Origin of the sequence: Pseudomonas oryzihabitans (genome assembly GCF_007665395.1) — a bacterium.
In the GTDB taxonomy this organism is placed as follows: Bacteria; Pseudomonadota; Gammaproteobacteria; order Pseudomonadales; family Pseudomonadaceae; genus Chryseomonas; species Chryseomonas psychrotolerans_C.
This window is the reverse complement of the sequence record NZ_VDND01000003.1, coordinates 322,805-342,392: the sequence shown is the minus strand read 5'-3', so window position 1 is coordinate 342,392 and position 19,588 is coordinate 322,805. Positions and strand designations below refer to the sequence as shown.

Annotated in this window: 15 protein-coding genes and 3 tRNA genes; 5 read left to right on the top strand and 13 right to left on the bottom strand. The window is 66.1% G+C overall.

What is annotated here, in order from left to right:
• Nucleotides 1–3: 3 nt before the first annotated feature.
• From FSV73_RS25560 to rluD, 11 genes are all read right to left on the bottom strand, one after another.
• The gene (locus FSV73_RS25560; protein WP_260856050.1) at nucleotides 4–3,918 is read right to left on the bottom strand and encodes a pilus assembly protein; all 3,915 of its coding nucleotides are present in this window, start codon (nucleotides 3,916–3,918) and stop codon (nucleotides 4–6) included.
• Nucleotides 3,915–4,523, bottom strand: a complete 609-nt coding sequence (locus tag FSV73_RS09125) for a pilus assembly PilX family protein (RefSeq protein ID WP_145006976.1) — start codon at nucleotides 4,521–4,523, stop codon at nucleotides 3,915–3,917. Before FSV73_RS09125 ends, FSV73_RS25560 begins: the two co-directional genes overlap by 4 nt.
• Nucleotides 4,520–5,320 (bottom strand): PilW family protein, encoded by an 801-nt coding sequence (locus FSV73_RS09120; RefSeq protein ID WP_145006974.1) that lies wholly within the window; start codon nucleotides 5,318–5,320, stop codon nucleotides 4,520–4,522. Before FSV73_RS09120 ends, FSV73_RS09125 begins: the two co-directional genes overlap by 4 nt.
• A 3-nt stretch (nucleotides 5,321–5,323) precedes the next feature.
• Entirely contained in the window at nucleotides 5,324–5,920 is a 597-nt protein-coding gene (gene pilV, locus FSV73_RS09115) for a type IV pilus modification protein PilV (RefSeq protein ID WP_145006972.1), read from the bottom strand.
• Nucleotides 5,921–6,454 carry a GspH/FimT family pseudopilin gene (locus FSV73_RS09110; RefSeq protein ID WP_145006970.1) on the bottom strand — a complete coding sequence of 178 codons (534 nt, stop codon included), beginning with the start codon at nucleotides 6,452–6,454 and terminating at the stop codon, nucleotides 5,921–5,923.
• Between the two features lie 355 nt (nucleotides 6,455–6,809).
• Nucleotides 6,810–6,885, bottom strand: a tRNA-Lys gene (locus FSV73_RS09105).
• A 5-nt stretch (nucleotides 6,886–6,890) separates the two neighbouring features.
• Nucleotides 6,891–6,967: transfer RNA gene (locus FSV73_RS09100), tRNA-Pro, on the bottom strand.
• Between the two features lie 10 nt (nucleotides 6,968–6,977).
• Nucleotides 6,978–7,053 (bottom strand) — tRNA-Asn (locus tag FSV73_RS09095).
• Between the two features lie 162 nt (nucleotides 7,054–7,215).
• A complete protein-coding gene (gene clpB, locus FSV73_RS09090; protein ID WP_145006968.1) occupies nucleotides 7,216–9,780 on the bottom strand; it encodes an ATP-dependent chaperone ClpB in 2,565 nt (854 codons plus the stop codon).
• A 129-nt stretch (nucleotides 9,781–9,909) separates the two neighbouring features.
• On the bottom strand, nucleotides 9,910–10,641 hold the full coding sequence (gene pgeF / locus FSV73_RS09085; RefSeq protein ID WP_145006966.1) for a peptidoglycan editing factor PgeF: 732 nt from the start codon (nucleotides 10,639–10,641) through the stop codon (nucleotides 9,910–9,912).
• Nucleotides 10,638–11,597 (bottom strand): 23S rRNA pseudouridine(1911/1915/1917) synthase RluD, encoded by a 960-nt coding sequence (gene rluD / locus FSV73_RS09080; protein ID WP_145006964.1) that lies wholly within the window; start codon nucleotides 11,595–11,597, stop codon nucleotides 10,638–10,640. The genes pgeF and rluD overlap by 4 nt, the downstream gene beginning before the upstream one ends.
• A gap of 188 nt (nucleotides 11,598–11,785) precedes the next feature.
• Between rluD and FSV73_RS09075 the strand changes: the two genes are divergently transcribed.
• Complete coding sequence (locus FSV73_RS09075; protein WP_145006962.1) at nucleotides 11,786–12,811, top strand: outer membrane protein assembly factor BamD; 1,026 nt, start codon at nucleotides 11,786–11,788, stop codon at nucleotides 12,809–12,811.
• Between the two features lie 117 nt (nucleotides 12,812–12,928).
• Here FSV73_RS09075 and FSV73_RS09070 read toward each other — a convergent pair whose 3' ends face one another.
• Nucleotides 12,929–14,551, bottom strand: coding sequence for an NAD+ synthase (locus FSV73_RS09070; protein ID WP_145006960.1), 1,623 nt, complete (start codon nucleotides 14,549–14,551; stop codon nucleotides 12,929–12,931).
• 132 nt (nucleotides 14,552–14,683) lie between these two features.
• On the opposite strand from FSV73_RS09070, the gene FSV73_RS09065 reads away from it, so the two are divergent.
• Genes FSV73_RS09065 through FSV73_RS09055 form a run of 3 tightly spaced genes read left to right on the top strand, consistent with a single transcriptional unit; the run spans nucleotide 14,684 to nucleotide 17,836 of the window.
• Nucleotides 14,684–14,932: a PP0621 family protein gene (locus tag FSV73_RS09065; protein WP_145006958.1), complete on the top strand. Its 249-nt coding sequence runs from the start codon at nucleotides 14,684–14,686 to the stop codon at nucleotides 14,930–14,932.
• Nucleotides 14,916–16,490, top strand: a complete 1,575-nt coding sequence (locus FSV73_RS09060; protein WP_145006956.1) for a sensor histidine kinase — start codon at nucleotides 14,916–14,918, stop codon at nucleotides 16,488–16,490. The genes FSV73_RS09065 and FSV73_RS09060 overlap by 17 nt, the downstream gene beginning before the upstream one ends.
• 2 nt (nucleotides 16,491–16,492) lie before the next feature.
• Complete coding sequence (locus tag FSV73_RS09055; protein WP_145006955.1) at nucleotides 16,493–17,836, top strand: sigma-54-dependent transcriptional regulator; 1,344 nt, start codon at nucleotides 16,493–16,495, stop codon at nucleotides 17,834–17,836.
• Here FSV73_RS09055 and thiO read toward each other — a convergent pair whose 3' ends face one another.
• Complete coding sequence (gene thiO, locus FSV73_RS09050) at nucleotides 17,837–18,940, bottom strand: glycine oxidase ThiO (RefSeq protein ID WP_145006953.1); 1,104 nt, start codon at nucleotides 18,938–18,940, stop codon at nucleotides 17,837–17,839.
• A 90-nt stretch (nucleotides 18,941–19,030) separates the two neighbouring features.
• Between thiO and FSV73_RS09045 the strand changes: the two genes are divergently transcribed.
• On the top strand, nucleotides 19,031–19,564 hold the full coding sequence (locus FSV73_RS09045) for a GspH/FimT family pseudopilin (RefSeq protein WP_145006950.1): 534 nt from the start codon (nucleotides 19,031–19,033) through the stop codon (nucleotides 19,562–19,564).
• Nucleotides 19,565–19,588 lie beyond the last annotated feature (24 nt).

Here is a 19,588-nt window from a genome sequence, read left to right as displayed (position 1 = left end):
TCGCTAGTCCTGGTTGGTGATGACGCGCCAGGTCTGGCGGCGACTGGCCGGCAGCTTCCCGCCCAGGCCATCCGCCGCCTTGCCACTGCTTCCATACACCGCCGCATCGGCCAGCGTGCCCTCCACGCTGAAACTGCCATCGCCGTAGACGAAGGGCACGATCCCGCCCAGCAGGCCATCGAGCTGGATACGTCCATAGACGGTATCGGTCCCGAGATTGAACAGCCCGCTGTTGTTGCCCCCGGTATAGGGATTCAGGGCATAGAGGTAGGTGGTCACCCCACTGGTACAGGCGTCGGTGCTGGGGATCAGCGAGCTCAGCAACAGGGTGCTGCTGAACAGCTGGGGCTTGTTGATCACCTGTTCGCCATTGAGGGGCAAGTTGAGGTACCAGCCCTGCTTGCCGGTGACCGCCGTCGTGGGGTCGTACCAATTCACCGTGGTGGTGGAGACGGTATTCGCCGTGCTGCTGACGCTGGATCCCGCGGAGCTGGTATAGCTGATGCTCTGGGCGGTACCGAGGGACTGCTGCTGGAGATTGGCGAGGGTCAGGGTCGGGGTGCTACCCGCCGCCGAACCATCGGTCTGCCGATCCCAGATGCCATAGAGGGTCATGGCCTTGCTGGTATTGGCGATGGCATCGTTGACCTCGAGGTATTTGCCGGTGCCGAACAGCACCAGATGCCCCGTCCCGCTGGGATGGGCGATGACCGAGGGGCTGGCGGTGATCGGCTGGACCAGGTTGGTCGTCCCGGGGGCCAGGCTGCTCGCCTGGGCGGTGTAGAGAGGCCGGCCGCCGAAGGCCACCCGGAAGTTGTCCGCGGTGGCCATGGCGCTCAGCGAGGTACCTATCAGGTCGAAGCGCCAGAGATTGCCATGCAGGTCGCCCGCGTAGGCGTAGTCGGCGACCAGGTCGCCATCGACATCGGCGACGAAGGGCGAACTCAGGCCATTGGGCGTGGCGAGGTTGTCGCTGACGGGCAGTGCCTTGACCAGGCTGCCGTCGGCGAGGTTCATTACGTAGAGGACGGTATTGTCCTGGGCACTGTTGTAGCCGTTGCTCAGCACCACGCCCCAGCCGCCGGTGTGCAACCGTGCGATGACGGGCTGGCCATAGGTGAAGCCCAGATCCTTGTAGTCGTTATCGGCGGACGATTTTTCCCAGAGCAGCACCGGGGCGTTCGGGTTGGTGATATCCAGGGCGAAGATCCCCTGCCCTCCTCCGCGCAAGGTCCCGACTAGGACGGTGCGCCAGGCGCCCCCGATATAGGCGTCTCCCACCACGGGGGTGTTGTCGACGTAGGACTGGTGCCCGCCCCCGGTGTAGCTGCGTTCGGTCAGCCGATTGAGATTACCGATGACCGCGCTGGGCATGAAGGTATAGACCTCCTGCCCCTGGTCGTTGAAGGCGTGCAACATGCCGTCGTTGGCGCCCACATAGATACGTCGCTCGCGGTTCAGGTTGGCGCTGCGGAAGGTCGTGTAGGAGTTGTCGCCGACCGTGGCATTCATCAGGGCGATGGGATTGCTGGGCACGTCCACCACCACCGGCGAGGAGTTGACGATATCGCCGAGCAGGTGGTTGCGCGGCCGAAACGACGGGGTAGCACTCGGCACCTCCAGACTCCGATCACCGCGCAGATAGTCGACCCGGCGACTGCCATAGGTGTCGGTGGCCCCACCCGAGGTCCGGTTGAGGCTCGTCTGCTGGGTGGCGGTCAGGTTGGCCCAGATGAAATCGGCAAGAATCCCGCCCTTGGCCATATAGATCTTGCGCGCGCCAAAGGCGGTGTTGCCGGAGGGGAAGCGGCTGTCGAGCTGCTCGGCGGCGCTCCAGATGCGGGTCTGAGTGGTGGCGGTTCTTTGATACTTGATGACGTCCCCGCTCCAGTCGGCGCTGGAGAAGGACGGCTTGTAGGTGAAGAGCGAGGTGGTATCTCCCACCTGGGTGGGTGACACCGTCTGGCTGGCACCGACACTGGTGGATTGACTGATCCGCGTGATCACCTTGCCCAGGGAGGTGATCAGGTCGCTGGCATTCTCGGCGCTGAAGAATTCCCCACGCGAATTGATCGCCGCGTGCCAGAGGTCGTAGACGTTGTTCTGGTTGACCGAATTGTCCGCGCCCGCCACCGGCCAGGGCGTGGTGCCAGCCGCGAGACCGGCATAGCCGCCAGCGAAGGTGTCGCCACCCCAGGCAGGATTCACCAGGGCACTGCTCAGGCCGATGCCGACGTAGAAACCGGTGAGATGCTGCCAGGTGGCGGGATCGTTGCGTGGATTCCAGTAAGGCGGAAGGGTACGGGTGCCCTGCACCTCGTCACTGGTGACGGTGTTGTAGGGCGGTACCTTGTCGGCGAGACTGGACTGGGCATCGGTGCTCCAGTAGAGGAAGGCCAGGTCCGCCAGGGTGTCCGAGGTGCCGTCCTGGAAGGGTGGGCGAGGGCTGTACTGCTGGCCGTCCGGCAGGGTCTTGGCCGTTCCATCAGCATTGCTGGAGGCGAAGGCCGCGTTCCAGATGCCATCGGTGACCACCAGGCTGTAGCTGGCACGACAGCCATAGACCGGCGATTCGACCGTCCCCGGCTGATAGGCGTAGGGACTCTCGGTGCCACTGGTCTTGAGCAGCTCCCCTACTCGCGCCACGGCCTGCAGCAAGGGCGTGCTCTGGTTGTAGTAGACATCCCCCAGCCAGGTGAAGAAGGCGGCCCGGTGCGCCCCGGTGAAGGGCCGCAGGCGATTGTCATAGGCGGCCGGGCTCGAATTGCTGATACCGCGGCAGTTGGCATTGGCCGTGACCAGTACGCAGCTGTCGTTGGTACCCAGCGCCTGCCAGCCCACCCGGATGTTTTCCGAGGCATCCGCCAGGGCCAGGTTGGTCGACGTCTGAGCGGCCAGGGCTCGGCTGCGATAGAAGGAATACCAGTTGGCGAAATTCTGCCGCTCGTCCGTGCCGTTGGGACCGGAGGTGGCGCTGACCAGCACGCGGCGATAGCAGCCTTCGGTCTGCAGCGAAGCGGGAAGACAGGTGGTGAGCGTCGTATCGTAAAGATAGTAGTAGGCCGGCACGCCGGTAATGGCGGCAGAGATGTTGGTGTTGGCCGTGACGGTATAGCTGACCGAGGAGATCACTCCCAGCAGGCCATAATCCACGTTACGTGTGCACGTGACGTTGCTGTAAGTGACGGCCGGCGTGTTAGCGATGCTCGCGGTGCATCCGCCATTGAGTGCCGCCCCCGTGAGTAGCCGCTCGAGCAAGGAGGCGTCGCTGATGGTGACCTGGGCGCCGTTGATGTTTTCCGTGAAGCCGGTACCCAACAGGATGTTGAGCAGGGTAAGGCTACCGTAGGTCGAGCTGGTTCCACGGTAGGTACCGCTGCTAAAGAAGTCCTGCGAAGGATTCTCTGCCAACATGCTCGGACTAGCATTTTGCAGCCCTGGATTGCCATAGGCGGTGCCGCGCGCCACGTTGGGGTCGGTCGTGACCAGATTGGGGTTGTAGCTCCAGCTCACCCGGTAGTCACTGGCCAGGTTCACACTGCCCAGACTGGAGCGGTAGCCATTGACATAGGCACTGGTGAAGCTGGTCGTGAGTCGCGTGCGCGTCAGGCCGCCGGTATTGCTATAGCTCACCGCATAAGGGGCTGGGTAAGAGATGGCGGGGTTGTAATAGAGGCTGTTGAAGGCCGCGGACTTGGCACGCCGCGTCGGTCGAATCGCGTCGGTATTCGACGCATCCGGCACTACCGCCATCTGCATGCTGGTGGAGTTGTCCAGAGTGACGAACAGGTTGGGACCGACGCTGTTGGTCAGGAACAGCGGCTGCTGGCTGAGGTTCAGGGCCGCCGCTTGGGCCGTCGGTGCGGCCAGGGTCAACAGCAGGGCCAGGGGCCCGATACCCGACGCGGCTCGACTCATGGCACCTCCAGGGAGACGACGCTCTGCAGGATCACCGGAAAGCGCTGTCCGCGGTCCTGGGCGACGGCGGTGACCCGAAACAGGGTGGTGGTCGGTGCGGAGACGTCGACGGAATTGCTGCCGATGGCGGTCACAACCCAACGCGGCGTGCGGGCAAAGGCCGAGCTGCCATCGGAGCCGCGATAGGCGACCGAGCGCGCCGTCGCCACCGCGTCGGTCGCCTGTAGCGCGGTGGCCGCCCAGGCCTGGGTCAGGGCGCTGGTAGCAAGGTCGCTGGTCTTGGTGAGGATGCAGAGATCACCGCTGGGGGCTTTGGTGAAGGCGCTCTGCACCGCCGCGACGCTATCGGTGCAGCTGGCGAAACCGGCGCTGAAAGCGGTGAAGGCTGGCTGCTGACTGAGCGCCAGCAGCCGCCGCTCGCCTTCGCGCAACGCCGCTTCCGCCGCATTGAAAGCCTGGGTGTTTTCCAGCGCGGCGCCGCCGCTCCGGGCCTGGAGCAGGGTCTGGCGCATGCTGGAGGCCGCCAGCAGCGAGAGCAGCAGCAACATCACCAGGGCGACCAGCAGCGTCGCGCCGCGTTGTCCGCGCAGCCGGCAAGGACTCATAGCGCAAGATTTCTCAGGGTAACGGTGCTCTGCAGCATCTGCATGGGCCGGTTCGCCTTCGTCTCGTCGATCTGCTGCCCGGTCAGCGTCTTCCAATTGACCGCCGCATTGCTGGCCACGTCACTCTGAACGGCATCGGGGGTGCTGAGCAGGGCGGCATACCGTACGGCCGGCGCGTCGGCCTTGGGCGGGATCGACCAGCGAAAATCCTGCAGCCCCTGCACCAGCACGGCATTGCCCTTGCGCGTCAGAGCCCCTGCCCGCTCGCTCCAGACGGTACAGCTCAGGGTGCCGGCCCCGGGCGTCGCGCTAGCGGTGTAGCTCAGCTTGAGCAGTACGTTGCCGCCGGCATTGAGATTCACCCGGGGAATGGCATTGCCCAGGCAATCCAGATCCTTACTGTCCAGCGCACCCTGGTAGCGGATGCAGACCCCCCTGGGCGCATCGACGCTATCCGTGGTAGCAACGAAGGTGACCCCCGCGGCGAAGGCGGGACAGCTGATGCCATCGTCGTCGGCGATCGCCCCTACCGCCGGGAAGGCGGCCTCCAGACTGTTCTGCAAGCGAACCTCGGCGCGATAACCGGTCCGCGCCAGTTGCCGGTCGAGCACCTGCAGGGTCAGTTGGGCATTGTTGCGATTGCCGGTCTGCCCCTGCTGGAAGAGGAAGCTGCGCTTGTTGTCGATATAGATCTGCGAGACACCCAGGACCAGGAAGGTGCCCACGGTCAGCGCAATCATCATCTCGATGAGCGAGAAGCCCTGCTGGCGGATGAGGTACCGGAGTCTCAGGTCCATGGCCTACAACTCCGAGCGCAACGCGTAATAGCAGACGCCCTTGGGGCAATTCAGGGGGTCGTTGCTGGCGTCCTGCCAGGCGACCACCACCATCACCATCGCCCGCGCCGTGGTCTCGCATTTGGCCAGGGGCGTGGTGTTGCCGGACGCGTCACTGGCCGGCAGCGCGGGTATGCCCGCTGCGGGACAGACGGCGAAGCTGCTGCTGATCAGGGCGTCCGTCACCGGCAGCAGGGCCTTCACCTGATTCAGCCAGCAGCCGAGGTCCTGACCGGCCACCGTTTCACCCCCCGCGGAGCGATCACGGGTCAGGCAGGTCTTGCCGGCATCGAGCGCCTTGGTGCGAAAGGTGCCACCTGGCTGCTTGGCGTAGGCGCCATCGGGCTTGACCTTGTCACTGGCCAACACCTGATCGCGATTGCTGCGCATCAGCTCGAGCAGGTCGTTGGCCAGCACCATGGCGTTGCTGCGTTGCACCGAGTCCTGGGACAGCGCCACGCTGCGCGTTTGCAAGGCCACCATGCCGAGCACGCCGATGCAGATGATCACCAGGCTGACCAGGACTTCGATCATGCTGAATCCATACTGACGGCGCTTCATCTAACTGCACCCCGTCGCGCTGGGCCGACCGGGCGCGTAATCGGTCACCGTCAATACCCCACCCTGGCTGAGGGTGAATTGCTTGCCCTGGACGAGCGCATTGGTGGCGCAGACGCGGATGGTGGCATCGCCGCCGAGCTTCAGGCTGCCATTGGGTTGGAAGGTGAGACTGGTCAAGGGGCTGCCGCCTACCGCACCGGTGCCGTTGACGCCATTGCCCAGGCCGCCGCTGTACTGGCGCAGGGTCTCCGCGGTGGGCAGCACCACGGTCTTGACGGTGCTGATCTTCAGCGCGCCCATCCAGCCATTGGCATCTTCCGGGTCGGTAGTGACGATGACGTTCACGCCCCGACTCATGGCCTCGCTGCGAGCGTAGTAGAGGGCGCGCTGCAACTCACCGGCCGCGGCCTGGACACGATTGTTCTGGACCAGACTGGCAAAGCCGGGGGCCGCGAGCGCCGTGACGATGCCCAGCAGCGCGATGACCACCAGCACCTCGATAAGGGTGAAGCCCAAGGGGTGTCTAGACCGCATTACCACCGCCTGAAAGCTGGTTGCTTTCCCTGATAGTAGTCAGGCCGACGGCAGTCGCTAGGACCGAATATCGCTTCGCTGCTGGCTGGAAGCCGCATGAACACAGGGATTCAGTGCAAAGGGGCGAGCTAGAGCGGCGCCCAAAGGAGTGCTGATCCAAGGCTCGAATGGAAGACGCAAGCCCCAGCTGCCTGGGATGGGTAGGTGGCTGTCGCCAGCGCCAACCGCGCAGCGTCCCGGGACCACTGCAGGCGACCGAGCCATCCCCTTCGCTGCGCGGGCGACCGAGGGGTGCCCCGTACAAACAGGGGGCTAGAAACGCAAAAACCCTCCTGGCGGAGGGTTTCTGGTGAAATGGTGGGTCGTGCAGGATTCGAACCTGCGACCAATTGGTTAAAAGCCAACTGCTCTACCAACTGAGCTAACGACCCAAAGATGGTCGGGGTAGGGGGATTCGAACTCCCGACATCCTGCTCCCAAAGCAGGCGCGCTACCGGGCTGCGCTATACCCCGAGAATGGAAGTGGCTCCGCGACCTGGACTCGAACCAGGGACCCAATGATTAACAGTCATTTGCTCTACCGACTGAGCTATCGCGGAATTTCGATCTTCCAACCCCTCTTACGTCAGTGCCTTTCGGGCTTTGCCGTAAGTGAGGTGCGCCATTTTACGGAAGTGGAAACAGACGTCAACACCTAGCCTGCTGTTTTTTCACAAATTTATGTGAAGAGCCGGACGACCCCAGGGCCGCCCGGCTTTTGCCTAGGCGAAGACGATCTCATCGCCCTCCACCCGACCCTGGATACGGCTGCCAGGGGCGAAGACGCCGGACAGGATGCGCTGGGCCAGCGGGTTCTCGATCCAGCGCTGGATGGCCCGCTTGAGCGGACGCGCGCCATAGACCGGGTCGTAACCCACCGCCACCAGCTTGTCCAGGGCTTCCGGGGTCAGCTCCAGGTGCAGTTCACGCTCCGCGAGGCGCTGGCGCAGGTGCTGCAGCTGGATCTCGGCGATGCCGGAGATCTGCTCGCGCCCCAGGGGCTCGAACACCACCACCTCGTCGATCCGGTTGATGAACTCGGGGCGGAAATGACCGGCCACCGCATCCATCACCGCCGCGCGCTGGGCATCGGGGTCGCCGACCAGTTCCTGAATCTGCGCCGAGCCCAGGTTGGAGGTCATGACGATCACCGCGTTGCGGAAGTCCACGGTGCGACCCTGGCTGTCGGTCAGGCGCCCATCGTCCAGTACCTGCAGGAGGATGTTGAAGACGTCGGGATGAGCCTTCTCCACCTCGTCCAGCAGGACCACCGAATAGGGTTTGCGCCGCACGGCCTCGGTCAGGTAGCCGCCCTCCTCGTAGCCGACATAGCCAGGCGGAGCGCCGATCAGCCGGGCCACGGAATGTTTCTCCATAAACTCGGACATGTCGATGCGCACCATGGCGTCCTCGGTATCGAAGAGGAACTCCGCCAGCGACTTGCACAGCTCGGTCTTGCCCACCCCGGTCGGGCCGAGGAAGAGGAAGGAGCCACTGGGGCGATTCGGATCGGACAGCCCCGCCCGCGACCGGCGTACGGCATTGGCCACCGCGGTGACCGCCTCGTCCTGGCCGATCACCCGGTTGTGCAGGGCCTCTTCCATGCGCAGCAGCTTGTCGCGCTCCCCTTCGAGCATCTTGCTCACCGGGATGCCGGTCCACTTGGAGACCACCTCGGCGATCTCGTCCTCGGTGACCTTGTTGCGCAGCAGCTGGTTGGCCGGCTTCTCGTGCTGGTCGACCATCTGCAGGCTGCGCTCCAGATCGGGGATGGTGCCGTACTGCAGCTCGGCCATGCGGTTGAGGTCACCCTTGCGACGGGCGGCTTCCAGCTCGGTCCGGGCCTGCTCGATGCGCTGTTGCAGCTGGGCGGAATCCTGCACCTCGGCCTTCTCGGCCTTCCACACCTCTTCCAGGTCGGCGTATTCCTGTTCGAGACGGACGATGTCCTCGTCGAGCTTTTCCAGGCGCTTGCGTGCGGCCTCGTCCTCTTCCTTCTTCAATGCCTGGCGTTCCACCTTGAGCTGGATCAGCCGGCGATCCAGGCGATCCAGGGCCTCGGGCTTGGAATCGATCTCCATGCGGATGCGGCTGGCGGCTTCGTCGATCAGGTCGATGGCCTTGTCCGGCAGCTGGCGGTCGGTGATGTAGCGATGGGACAGCTTGGCCGCGGCGATGATGGCGCCGTCGGTGATGGCCACCTTGTGGTGCACCTCGTAGCGCTCCTTGAGGCCCCGCAGGATGGCGATGGTGTCCTCTTCGCTCGGCTCGTCCACCAGCACCTTCTGGAAACGCCGCTCCAGGGCCGCGTCCTTCTCGATGTACTGGCGGTACTCGTCGAGGGTTGTGGCGCCCACGCAGTGCAGCTCGCCACGGGCCAGGGCCGGCTTGAGCATGTTGCCGGCATCCATGGCGCCCTCGGCCTTGCCGGCGCCGACCATGGTGTGCAGCTCGTCGATGAAGAGGATGACGCGCCCTTCCTGCTTGGCCAGTTCGTTGAGCACGCCCTTGAGCCGCTCTTCGAATTCGCCACGGAACTTGGCGCCGGCGATCAGGGCGCCCATGTCCAGCGCCAGCAGGCGCTTGTCCTTGAGACCGTCGGGCACCTCGCCATTGATGATGCGCTGGGCGAGGCCCTCGGCGATGGCGGTCTTGCCGACGCCGGGCTCGCCGATCAGCACCGGGTTGTTCTTGGTGCGCCGTTGCAGGACCTGGATGGTGCGGCGGATCTCGTCGTCACGACCGATCACCGGGTCGAGCTTGCCGTCCTCGGCGCGCTTGGTCAGGTCGACGGTGAACTTGTCCAGCGCCTTGCGGCTGTCTTCGGCATTGGGGTCGTTGACCGCCTCGCCGCCGCGCAGGTTGTTGATGGCGTTCTCCAGCGCCTTGCGCGAGACGCCCTGCCCCAGCAGCAACTTGCCGAGCCGGGTGTTCTCGTCCATGGCCGCGAGCAGCACCAATTCGCTGGAGATGAACTGGTCGCCCTTCTGCTGGGCCAGGCGATCGGCCTGGTTCAGCAGGCGTGCCAGGTCCTGGGACAGATTCACGTCGCCGGTGGGGCTCTGGATCTTGGGCAGCTTGTCCAGCTCTTCGGCGAGGGTCTTGCGCAGGCTGGCGAGGTCGAAGCCGACCTGCCGCAGCAACGGGGGAATGGAGCCCCCTTGCTGGTCGAGCAAGGCGGAGAACAGGTGCAGCGGCTCGATGGCCGGATGGTCGTGGCCGACGGCCAGGGACTGGGCATCCGCCAGGGCGAGCTGCAATTTGCTGGTGAAGCGATCTATACGCATGGGCAAGGTCCTATCTGAGACGCGGGACAGCGCGGCAGACGGCGCTTTCGATTACCCGCGGGAGTGGTCTTTAGATAGGGGCGATGCTTAACGATTCAAGCCGAGCAGGCTTGACATCCCAAAAAATACTTAGGCCTTGATCCAGATCAGGCTGGCGAAGCGACCGGTACGGGCGGCACGCCGGTAGGAGAAGAAGCGCTCCGGATCGGTGAAGGTGTCCAGGCCACCACCGTAGACCGCGGTGATGCCCTGGGCAGCCAGGCGCAGGCGAGCCAGGGCATAGAGGTCGCCCAGGTACTTGTCCCCGCCCCGCGCCACGAAGCACTGCGCCGCTTCGGGGTGCTGGGCGACGAAGGCCGCGCGCACCTCGGCGCCCACTTCGAAGCTGGCGGGGCCGATGGCCGGTCCCAGCCAGACCAGCACCTCAGCGGGCGCGACAGCCAGGCTGGCCGCCGCGGCTTCCAGCACCCCGCCCGCCAGACCCCGCCAGCCGGCGTGGGCCGCCGCGACCCGGGTGCCGTCACGGCGGCAGAACAGGGCCGGCAGGCAGTCGGCGGTCATCATGGTCACGGCCACCCCCGGCGTGGAACTCCAAGCCGCATCGGCGCGCAACACCTGGGCCGGATCGGCCTCCACCACCGCGGTGCCGTGCACCTGATCGAGCCACGCCGGCTGGCAACCCAGAGCCTCGCCCAGGCGCCGACGATTCTCCGCCACCGCCGCGGGATCGTCACCGACGTGGGCGCCCAGATTGAAGCTGGCGAAAGGCGCCTGGCTGACACCGCCGAGGCGGGTGGTGACGCAGGCCTGGACGCCGACCGGCGCCGGCCAGTCAGGCCGCAGCCAGTCGGCGCCGCTCATTCGAAGGATTCCCGGTCCTGGCGCAGCAGGTCCAGCAGCCAGACCAGGTCTTCCGGCAGTGGCGACTCCCAGCGCAGCCGCTCGCCGGTCACCGGATGATCCAGCTCGAGAAAGCGCGCGTGCAGCGCCTGGCGCGGGAATTCGCGCAGGGTCTTGATCAGGGTCGGGTTGGTCGCCGGCGGAATCTTGAAGCGCCCGCCATAGACCGGATCGCCCACCAGGGGAAAGCCGACGTGGGTCATGTGTACGCGAATCTGGTGGGTGCGCCCGGTCTCCAGCTTGACCCGGGTATGGGTATAGGCGCGAAAGCGCTCCAGCACCCGATAGTGACTGACGGCGGGCTTGCCGCCGGCGATCACCGCCATCTGCTGGCGACGCTGGGAGTGGCGGCCGATGGGGGCATTGACCGTCCCCCCGGCCACGATCACCCCGGCGACGATGGCTTCGTAGATGCGACTCACCGAACGCGCCTGCAGCTGGGCGACGAGGTGGGTATGGGCTTCCAGGGTCTTGGCCACCACCATGAGGCCGGTGGTGTCCTTGTCCAGGCGATGGACGATACCGGCGCGCGGCACGCTTTCCAGCCCAGGCACGTGATGCAGCAGGGCGTTGAGCAGGGTACCGTCGGCATGGCCGGCGGCAGGGTGCACCACCAGGCCAGCCGGCTTGTCGAGCACCAGCAGGTGGTCGTCCTCGTAGACGATGTCCAGCTCGATGTCCTGGGCCACCCATTCGCCCTGGGCCTCGCGCTCGGCGCGTAGCGCCAGCTGGGCACCGCCATGCACGGTATCGCGCGGGCGGAGCACGGCGCCATCGACGGTCAGGCTGCCGTCCTTGATCCAGGCGGCGAGACGCGAACGGGAGTGATCGGCGAACAGCTGGGCAGCGACCTGATCGAGGCGCTGGCCACCGAGTTCGGAGGGGACTTCGGCATTGAGAACGATGGATTCGGACATGGATCTGCGCGGGCAATGGCAGGGCTTTTGGAATCGGCCCGACCCTGTGGTTAAATACGGCGACTTTTTTGCCCCGGCATTCCGGGTCGATCATCATAACAGGACGGTTCCGGCCCCGTCACAGGCTAGGTGAGTGCCTTCCGCCCTCATCCCTGCACCGCCGACCGTTTCGGGGAATCCAAGCCGCCATGCAATTGAAGCACCTGCTGCTGGTCACCAGCCTAGTCCTCACCGCCGCCTGCTCCTCGAAAGCGCCCGAGGTTCCGGAAAACATGCCGGAGGGCGAGCTCTATACCCAGGCCCAGCGCGATATCTCCAACAGCAGCTACACCGATGCCATCAGCAAGCTGAAGGCGCTGGAGTCGCGGTATCCCTTCGGCCGCTATGCCGAACAGGCCCAGCTCGAGCTGATCTACGCCAATTACAAGAATGGCGAGCCCGAGGCGGCCCGCACCGCGGCCGATCGCTTCATCCGGCTGCACCCGCAGCACCCCAACGTCGACTACGCCTACTACATGAAGGGCGTGTCCTCCTTCGAACAGGACCGCGGCCTGCTGGCGCGCTTCCTGCCGCTGGACATGACCAAGCGTGACCCGGGCGCCGCGCGTGACTCCTTCAACGACTTCGCCCAGTTCACCAGCCGCTTCCCCAACAGCCGCTACGCCCCGGACGCCAAGGCGCGCATGGTCTACCTGCGCAACCTGCTGGCGGCCTACGACATCCACGTCGGCCACTACTACCTGACCCGCAAGGCCTATGTGGCCGCCGCCAACCGCGGCCGCTACGTGGTGGAGAATTTCCAGGGCACCCCGTCGGTGGGCGATGGCCTGGCGATCATGACCGAAGCCTACCAGCACCTGGGCCTCAACGACCTGGCGGCGACCAGCCTGGAAACCCTGAAGCTCAACTACCCGGACAACGTCAGCCTCAAGAATGGCGAATTCCAGCTGCGCGAGCCGGACGACAAGGATCAGCAGCGCTCCTGGCTGACCCGCGCGACCCTGGGCCTGATCGATCGCCCGAGCGATCCGCTGCCGCCCGGCGAGACCCGCGCCAGCCAGGACATCCAGCGCAAGTACCAGGAAGAGCGGGACAACCTGGCACCCGAGCTGCGCATCGTCGACCCGGCCGAAGCCGAGAAGGCCGGCGGTGCGACGCCGGCGCCGGCCAAGCGCTCCTGGTTCAGCCGTCTGACCTTCGGTCTGTTCGACTGACCGCGCGCCGGACGTGAAAAAAGGGGAAGCCACTGGCTTCCCTTTTTCGTTCCTGGGACTTGCTGAGCGACAGCCGTGTCGTGATGCCGAGCCACGCGGACTCGACATGAACGTCACTCAGTCGCCGATCCGCCAGCCGGAGGTGATCGGATAGCGCCGGTCCCGGCCGAAGCCGCGCTGGGTCACCCGCGCGCCAACCGCCGCCTGCCGTCGCTTGTACTCGTTGAGATCCACCAGGCGCAGCACCTTGCGCACCACCTCCTCCTCGAAGCCGGCGGCGACGATGTCCACGGCCGAGAGATCCTGCTCGACGTACAGCCGCAGGATTTCGTCGAGCACCGGATAGGGCGGCAGCGAGTCTTCGTCCTTCTGGTCCGGCGACAATTCCGCCGACGGCGGCCGGTCGATCACTCGCCGGGGTATCACCTCGCCATCGCGATTGCGGTACTCGCAGAGGCGGAACACCAGGGTCTTGGGTACGTCCTTGAGCACATCGAAGCCGCCGGCCATGTCGCCATAGAGGGTGGCATAGCCGACCGCCATCTCGCTCTTGTTGCCGGTGGTGAGCACCAGATAGCCCTTCTTGTTGGAAATGGCCATCAGCAGGGTGCCCCGGCAGCGCGCCTGCAGATTCTCCTCGGTAGTATCCCGCCCGAGTCCGGCGAATTCGCCGGCCAGGGTCTGCTGGAAGGCCTCGACCATGGCGGCAATAGGCAGCACGCTGTAGCGCACGCCCAGGGTCCGGGCCTCGGCTTCGGCATCGTCCAGGCTCATCTGGGCGGTGTAGTGATAGGGCATCATCACCGCCTCGACCTGCTCGGCGCCGAGGGCATCCACCGCCACCGCCAGCACCAGGGCCGAATCTATCCCCCCGGACAGGCCCAGCACCACGCCCTTGAAGCCATTCTTGCGCACGTAGTCGCGTACCCCGAGCACCAGGGCGTCATAGACGCTGGCCTCCAGCGAGGCGACCGGGGCGGTATCGGCGGGCAGCGGATTCAGGTCCGCATCGAAGGCGACCGGATAGAGGCCTTCGACGAAGGCCGGTGCGCGCTGGCTGACCCGACCCCGAGCATCGACCACGAAGGAATGGCCGTCGAACACCAGCTCATCCTGGCCGCCTACCTGGTTGACATAGACCACCGGCATGCCGCCCTCGCGTGCCCGTTCGCCCACCACGGCCTCGCGCTCCGGCTGCTTGCCGCCATGGAAGGGCGAGGCATTGAGGTTGAGCATCAGCCGGGCGCCGGCCTGGCGCGCCTTGGCCATGGGCGCGGCGAACCAGATGTCCTCGCAGATGGTGACGCCGATGGGCACACCCTGGAAGTCGAACACCGCGGCAGTGTCACCCGCTTCGAAATAGCGCTTCTCGTCGAACACCCGGTAGTTGGGCAGCTGCTGCTTGCGATAGAAGGCCAGTTGGGCGCCATCGCGGTAGACCGCGCAGGCGTTGAAGCGGCGCCCCTCCTCCAGCCAGGGAAACCCCACCAGTACATGGATCCCGACGATCTCCTCGCGGATCCGCTGCAGACCCTGCTCGATACGCCGCTGCATGCTCGACCGCAGCAGCAGGTCCTCGGGCGGATAGCCACACAGCGACAACTCCGGAAAGACGATGAGATCGCCCTGCAACCGGTCGCGGGCCTCGCACGCCGCGCCGATGATGCGCTCCACGTTGCCGTGGATGTCGCCCACCTTGAGATTCAATTGCGCCATCACGACGTTCAGCAGCTGAGTCATGCACTCTTCCTAGCCGGGTTTGTCACGCCATTTTCCCGCATCGCGCGAAGCCGGACAATCGATGCCACTCAGGGCTCACCGGCGCCGATGGCCCTGTTAAACTTGCCCATCCCTCACCTCGCGAGATCATCCATGGGTCTGTTTCGCCTGCTGTTGTGGCTCGTCCTGCTGGGCGCGCTGTTCTGGATGATCAGGCGCTGGTGGCGCGGCAAGACGCAGACGCCGGCCGGCAAGGCCCGACCGCTGCCCGCCAACCCCATGGTGCGCTGCGCCCATTGCGGGATCCACGTGCCCCAGGAGCGCGCCCTGGCCGATGGCGACAACCAGCGCTGGTACTGCAGCGCCGAACATCGCCGGTTGCAGCATGAGCAGCGCGACTGATCCAGGCGTCCTGAGAGCCGACGCGGTCCTGCGGCTCTATCACCTCTACCGCATCGTCATCGGCCTGGCGCTGGTGGTGCTGATCTCCAGCGACCTGGACCAGCAGTGGCTGCGTACCGTGGATGGCGAGCTGTTTCGCCAGGCCAGCTGGACCTACCTGGCCGCCAACGCCCTGCTGGCGATCGGTCAGCGCTGGTTGCGCGGTCATGCCTTCACCCTGGCGCTGATCGACATCCTCGCCCTGGGCGGACTGTTCTTCCTGGCCGGTGGCATCGCCAGCGGCATGGGCAGTCTGCTGGTGGTGACCGTCGGGGTATCCAACGTCCTCATCCGCGGCCGCCGCGGCCTGCTGATCGCCGCCCTGGCCGCCATCGCCCTGCTGCTGGCGACCGGCTACCTGGGCCTGCGCCGCGGCGACGGTGGCAGCGGCTACGTGCAGGCGGCGGGCCTCGGCACCCTCTGCTTCGCCACGGCGCTGCTGGTACAGGGGTTGGTCAGGCGGCTGCTGGACAGCCAGGCCCTGGCGGAGGATCGCGCCACCACCGTGGCCGAGCTGGAAGCCCTCAACGCGCTCATCCTCGCGCGCATGCGCACGGGCATCCTGGTGTTCGACGCCGAATACCAGGTGCTGCTGACCAATCCGGCGGCCCGGCGCCTGCTCGGCGTGGACGACGAGGCGACGATCACGCCACTCAGCCTGGGCCTGGCCCAGCGGCTGGAGGAATGGGAGCGCAATCCCAGCATCCGTCCCGCGCCGCTGCGCGCCTATGCCAACGGACCGCTGCTGCAACCGAGTTTCGCCCGCCTGCAGCAGGCCGAAGGCGAGCGGGTGCTGACCTTTCTCGAGGACGTCTCGCGGATCGCCCAGCAGGCCCAGCAACTCAAGCTCGCCTCTCTCGGCCGCCTCACCGCCGGCATCGCCCACGAGATCCGCAATCCGCTGGGCGCCATCAGCCATGCGGCCCAGCTGCTGCAGGAGTCCGAAGAACTGGCCACGCCGGACCGTCGCCTGGCGCAGATCATCCAGGATCAGTCGCGGCGGATGAACCGGGTGGTGGAAAACGTCCTGCAGCTGTCGCGCCGGCGCCAGGCGGCGCCGCAGCTGATCGACCTGCGCTACTGGGCGCACCGCTTCGCCGGCGAGTTGCGCCCTACCCTGCCGTCCGGCCAGACGCTGCACGTCAAGACCGAGCCCGGCACCCTGCAGACCCACATGGACCCCCACCAGCTGGGGCAGATCCTGACCAACCTGGTGCAGAACGGCCTGCGCTACAGCTGCCAGAAGCACGGCGTCGGCCAGGTCTGGATCAATACCTACCGCGACCCGGACAGCGACCTGCCCATCCTCGAGGTCATCGACGACGGCCCGGGCGTCGCCGCCGAGCAGCTCGACCACCTGTTCGAGCCCTTCTTCACCACCGAAAACAAGGGGACCGGGCTGGGCCTGTACATCTCCCGTGAGCTTTGCGAGAGCAACCAGGCCAGACTTGGCTATCATCCCTTGGCAAGCGGCAGCTGTTTTCGCATCACCTTCGCCCATCCCCGCACAATGAGCTGAGCATGGCCCGACAGAAAGTCCTGATCGTCGACGATGAACCCGATATCCGCGAACTCTTGGAAATCACGCTGGGCCGGATGAAGCTCGATACCGCCAGCGCCAAGAACATCGCCGATGCGCGGGCCGTCCTCGAGCGGGAAAACTTCGACCTCTGCCTGACCGACATGCGCCTGCCCGATGGCTCGGGCCTCGACCTGATCCAGTTCATCCAGCAGCGCCTGCCGCAGCTGCCCGTGGCCATGATCACCGCCTTCGGCAGCCTGGAGACGGCGGTCCAGGCGCTGAAAGCCGGCGCTTTCGACTACCTCACCAAGCCGGTGGACCTGCCGCGCCTGCGCGAACTGGTGGGCACCGCGCTGCGGCTGTCCGGCAACGGCGCCGCGCCGGCCGCCGGCGCCAGCGAAACCCAGTTGCTCGGTGATTCGCCGCCCATGCGCGCCCTGCGTGGCCAGATCGCCAAGCTCGCGCGCAGCCAGGCACCGGTCTACATCAGCGGCGAGTCGGGCAGTGGCAAGGAACGGGTGGCGCGCCTGATCCATGAGCAGGGCCCACGCGCTGGCCGCCCCTTCGTCCCGGTCAACTGCGGCGCCATTCCCTCGGAACTGGTGGAAAGCGAATTCTTCGGTCATCGCAAGGGCAGCTTCACCGGCGCCATCGAGGACAAGCAGGGCCTGTTCCAGGCCGCCCAGGGCGGCACCCTGTTCCTCGACGAGGTGGCCGACCTGCCGCTGCCGATGCAGGTCAAGCTGCTGCGCGCCATCCAGGAAAAGGCCGTGCGCCCGGTCGGCAGCCAGCAGGAGATCAGCCTGGACGTACGTATCCTCAGCGCCACGCACCGGGATCTCGCCGCCGAGGTGGCCGCCGGCACCTTCCGCCAGGATCTCTACTATCGCCTCAACGTCATCGAATTGCAGGTACCCGCGCTGCGCGAGCGCCGCGAGGACATCGGCGCCCTGGCCAGCTACATGCTCGAACGCCTGGCGCGGGATTCAGGCCTCGCCCCGGCGACGCTCGGCGAGGATGCCCTGGCCAAGCTCAAGAGCTACCGCTTCCCCGGCAACGTGCGGGAACTGGAAAACATGCTGGAGCGCGCCTATACCCTCTGCGAGGGCGACGTCATCCGGCCCGCCGACCTGCGCCTGGCCGATGCCCCGGCCGCCACGGCCACCGGCGAGGCCAGCCTGGCCAACATCGCCAATCTCGAGGACCACCTGGAGTCCATCGAGCGCCAGCTGATCATGCAGGCCCTCGAAGAGACCCGCTGGAACCGGACCGCCGCGGCGGAACGCCTGGGCCTGTCGTTCCGCTCGATGCGCTACCGCCTGAAAAAGCTCGGCATCGACTGATCAGCCGGGCGCCAGCCGCGCCGCGGGCGCATAGGGCGCGGGATCGATGATGGGCGTGCGCTCGGTGAGCAGATCGGTCAGCAGCTGGCAGGAGGCGGGCGCCAGCACCAGGCCGTTGCGATAATGCCCGCAGTTGAGCCAGAGCCCGGGCAGCTCCGCCACCGGACCGATGAAGGGCACGCCATCCGGCGATCCCGGTCGCAGTCCCGCCCAATGCCCGACCGGCTCTTGAGCGGCCAGCGCCGGCAACAATTCGGCCGCGGAGGCCCGCAGGCTGGCCAGCGCCTCGGCGGTCGGCGTCTTGTCGAACTCGGCATGCTCCAGGGTGCTGCCGATCAGGATATGGCCGTCCCGTCGGGGAATGGCATAGCGCCCCTTGGCCAGGACCATGCTGGTCAGATAGCCCACCGGCTGGCGATACAGCAGCATCTGCCCCTTCACCGGCCGCACGGGTACGGCCACCCCCAGCGTCTGCAGCAGTTCGCCGCTCCAGGCGCCCGCGCAAACCACCACGGACTCGGCGTGGAGGTCCTCGCGAGGCGTCCGCACCCCCACCACCCGCGCACCCGCGCGCAGGAAGCCGGTCACCGGTGAATCGCTCAGCAGCGTCACGTTCGGCAGGCGCAGCAGGGCCTCGCGCAGGGAGCGCACCAGCCGGGGATTGCGGACATTGGCCACCCCCGCCATGAACACCGCGCGTTCATAGCCTGGCCCCAGTACCGGCACCTGCTGCCGCACCTCCTCGATGGCCACGGTAGCCAGCGGCCGCACGTTGCGCCGCGCCCAGTCCAGCGCCTCGGCTTCATCGTCCAGGTCGAGCCAGTAGAGGCCGGTGACCTCGACTTCCGGGTCCACCCCGGTCTCCTGCCGCAACCGCTCGCCGAGCACCGGATAGAAATCCTGCGACCAGTGCGCCAGCGCCGTCACCGCCGGCTGATAGCGCCACGGATAGAGCGGCGAGACGATGCCGCCGCCCGCCCAGGACGCCTCCCGCCCCGGCTCGCCCCGCTCCACCACCACCACCCGCCGACCGCTCAAGGACAGGTGATACGCCGACAACAGCCCCAGGGCGCCGGCACCTATCACAGCTACATCGAAGATCACGTAATACCTCGCCTGTTGCGCTTTGACGATCTCCCCTAAAACTGTCAAAACTCTGCGGGGGCCAGGACGGCCCCTCAAGGAGATCAAGGAATGAGATCCATCGTCGCATATCGCCGTCAGTCCGGTCTGACGCTGATCGAACTTTGTACCGTCATCCTGGTGCTGGTCATCGGAGCCGCTATCGCGGTGCCAGCCCTGCAGGCGTTGGTTGATCGACAGCGGCATACGAGCACCCTGCATACCCTGACCAAGCACCTTGGCTATGCGCGCCAACAAGGCGTACAACGCGGTCAGCGCGTGCGGGTCTGCCCAATCGACCCCAGCGGAGTCTGCGGCACCGACTGGAGCCTGGGCTGGCAGATCCTGGATGCCGAGGACCGGGTGCTGCTCAGTACGCCTAACGCCCACAGGCGCCAGCGTCTGCTGCTCTTTTCACCCAGTGCCACGGTCATCATCTATCAGAGCAACGGCACCACGCAGATGGGCAATGGTACCTTCGTGTTGTGCAATACCCAGGGCCAGCCCGTCTGGGCGCTGGTCGTCAATCGGCAGGGACGCCTACGCCACCGCACCCCTGAAACGCGGGATCACAGACGCTGTAACGAGGTATCTGCCCAGACGTGACCGATCGTCAGCGGTAGGCTTCCG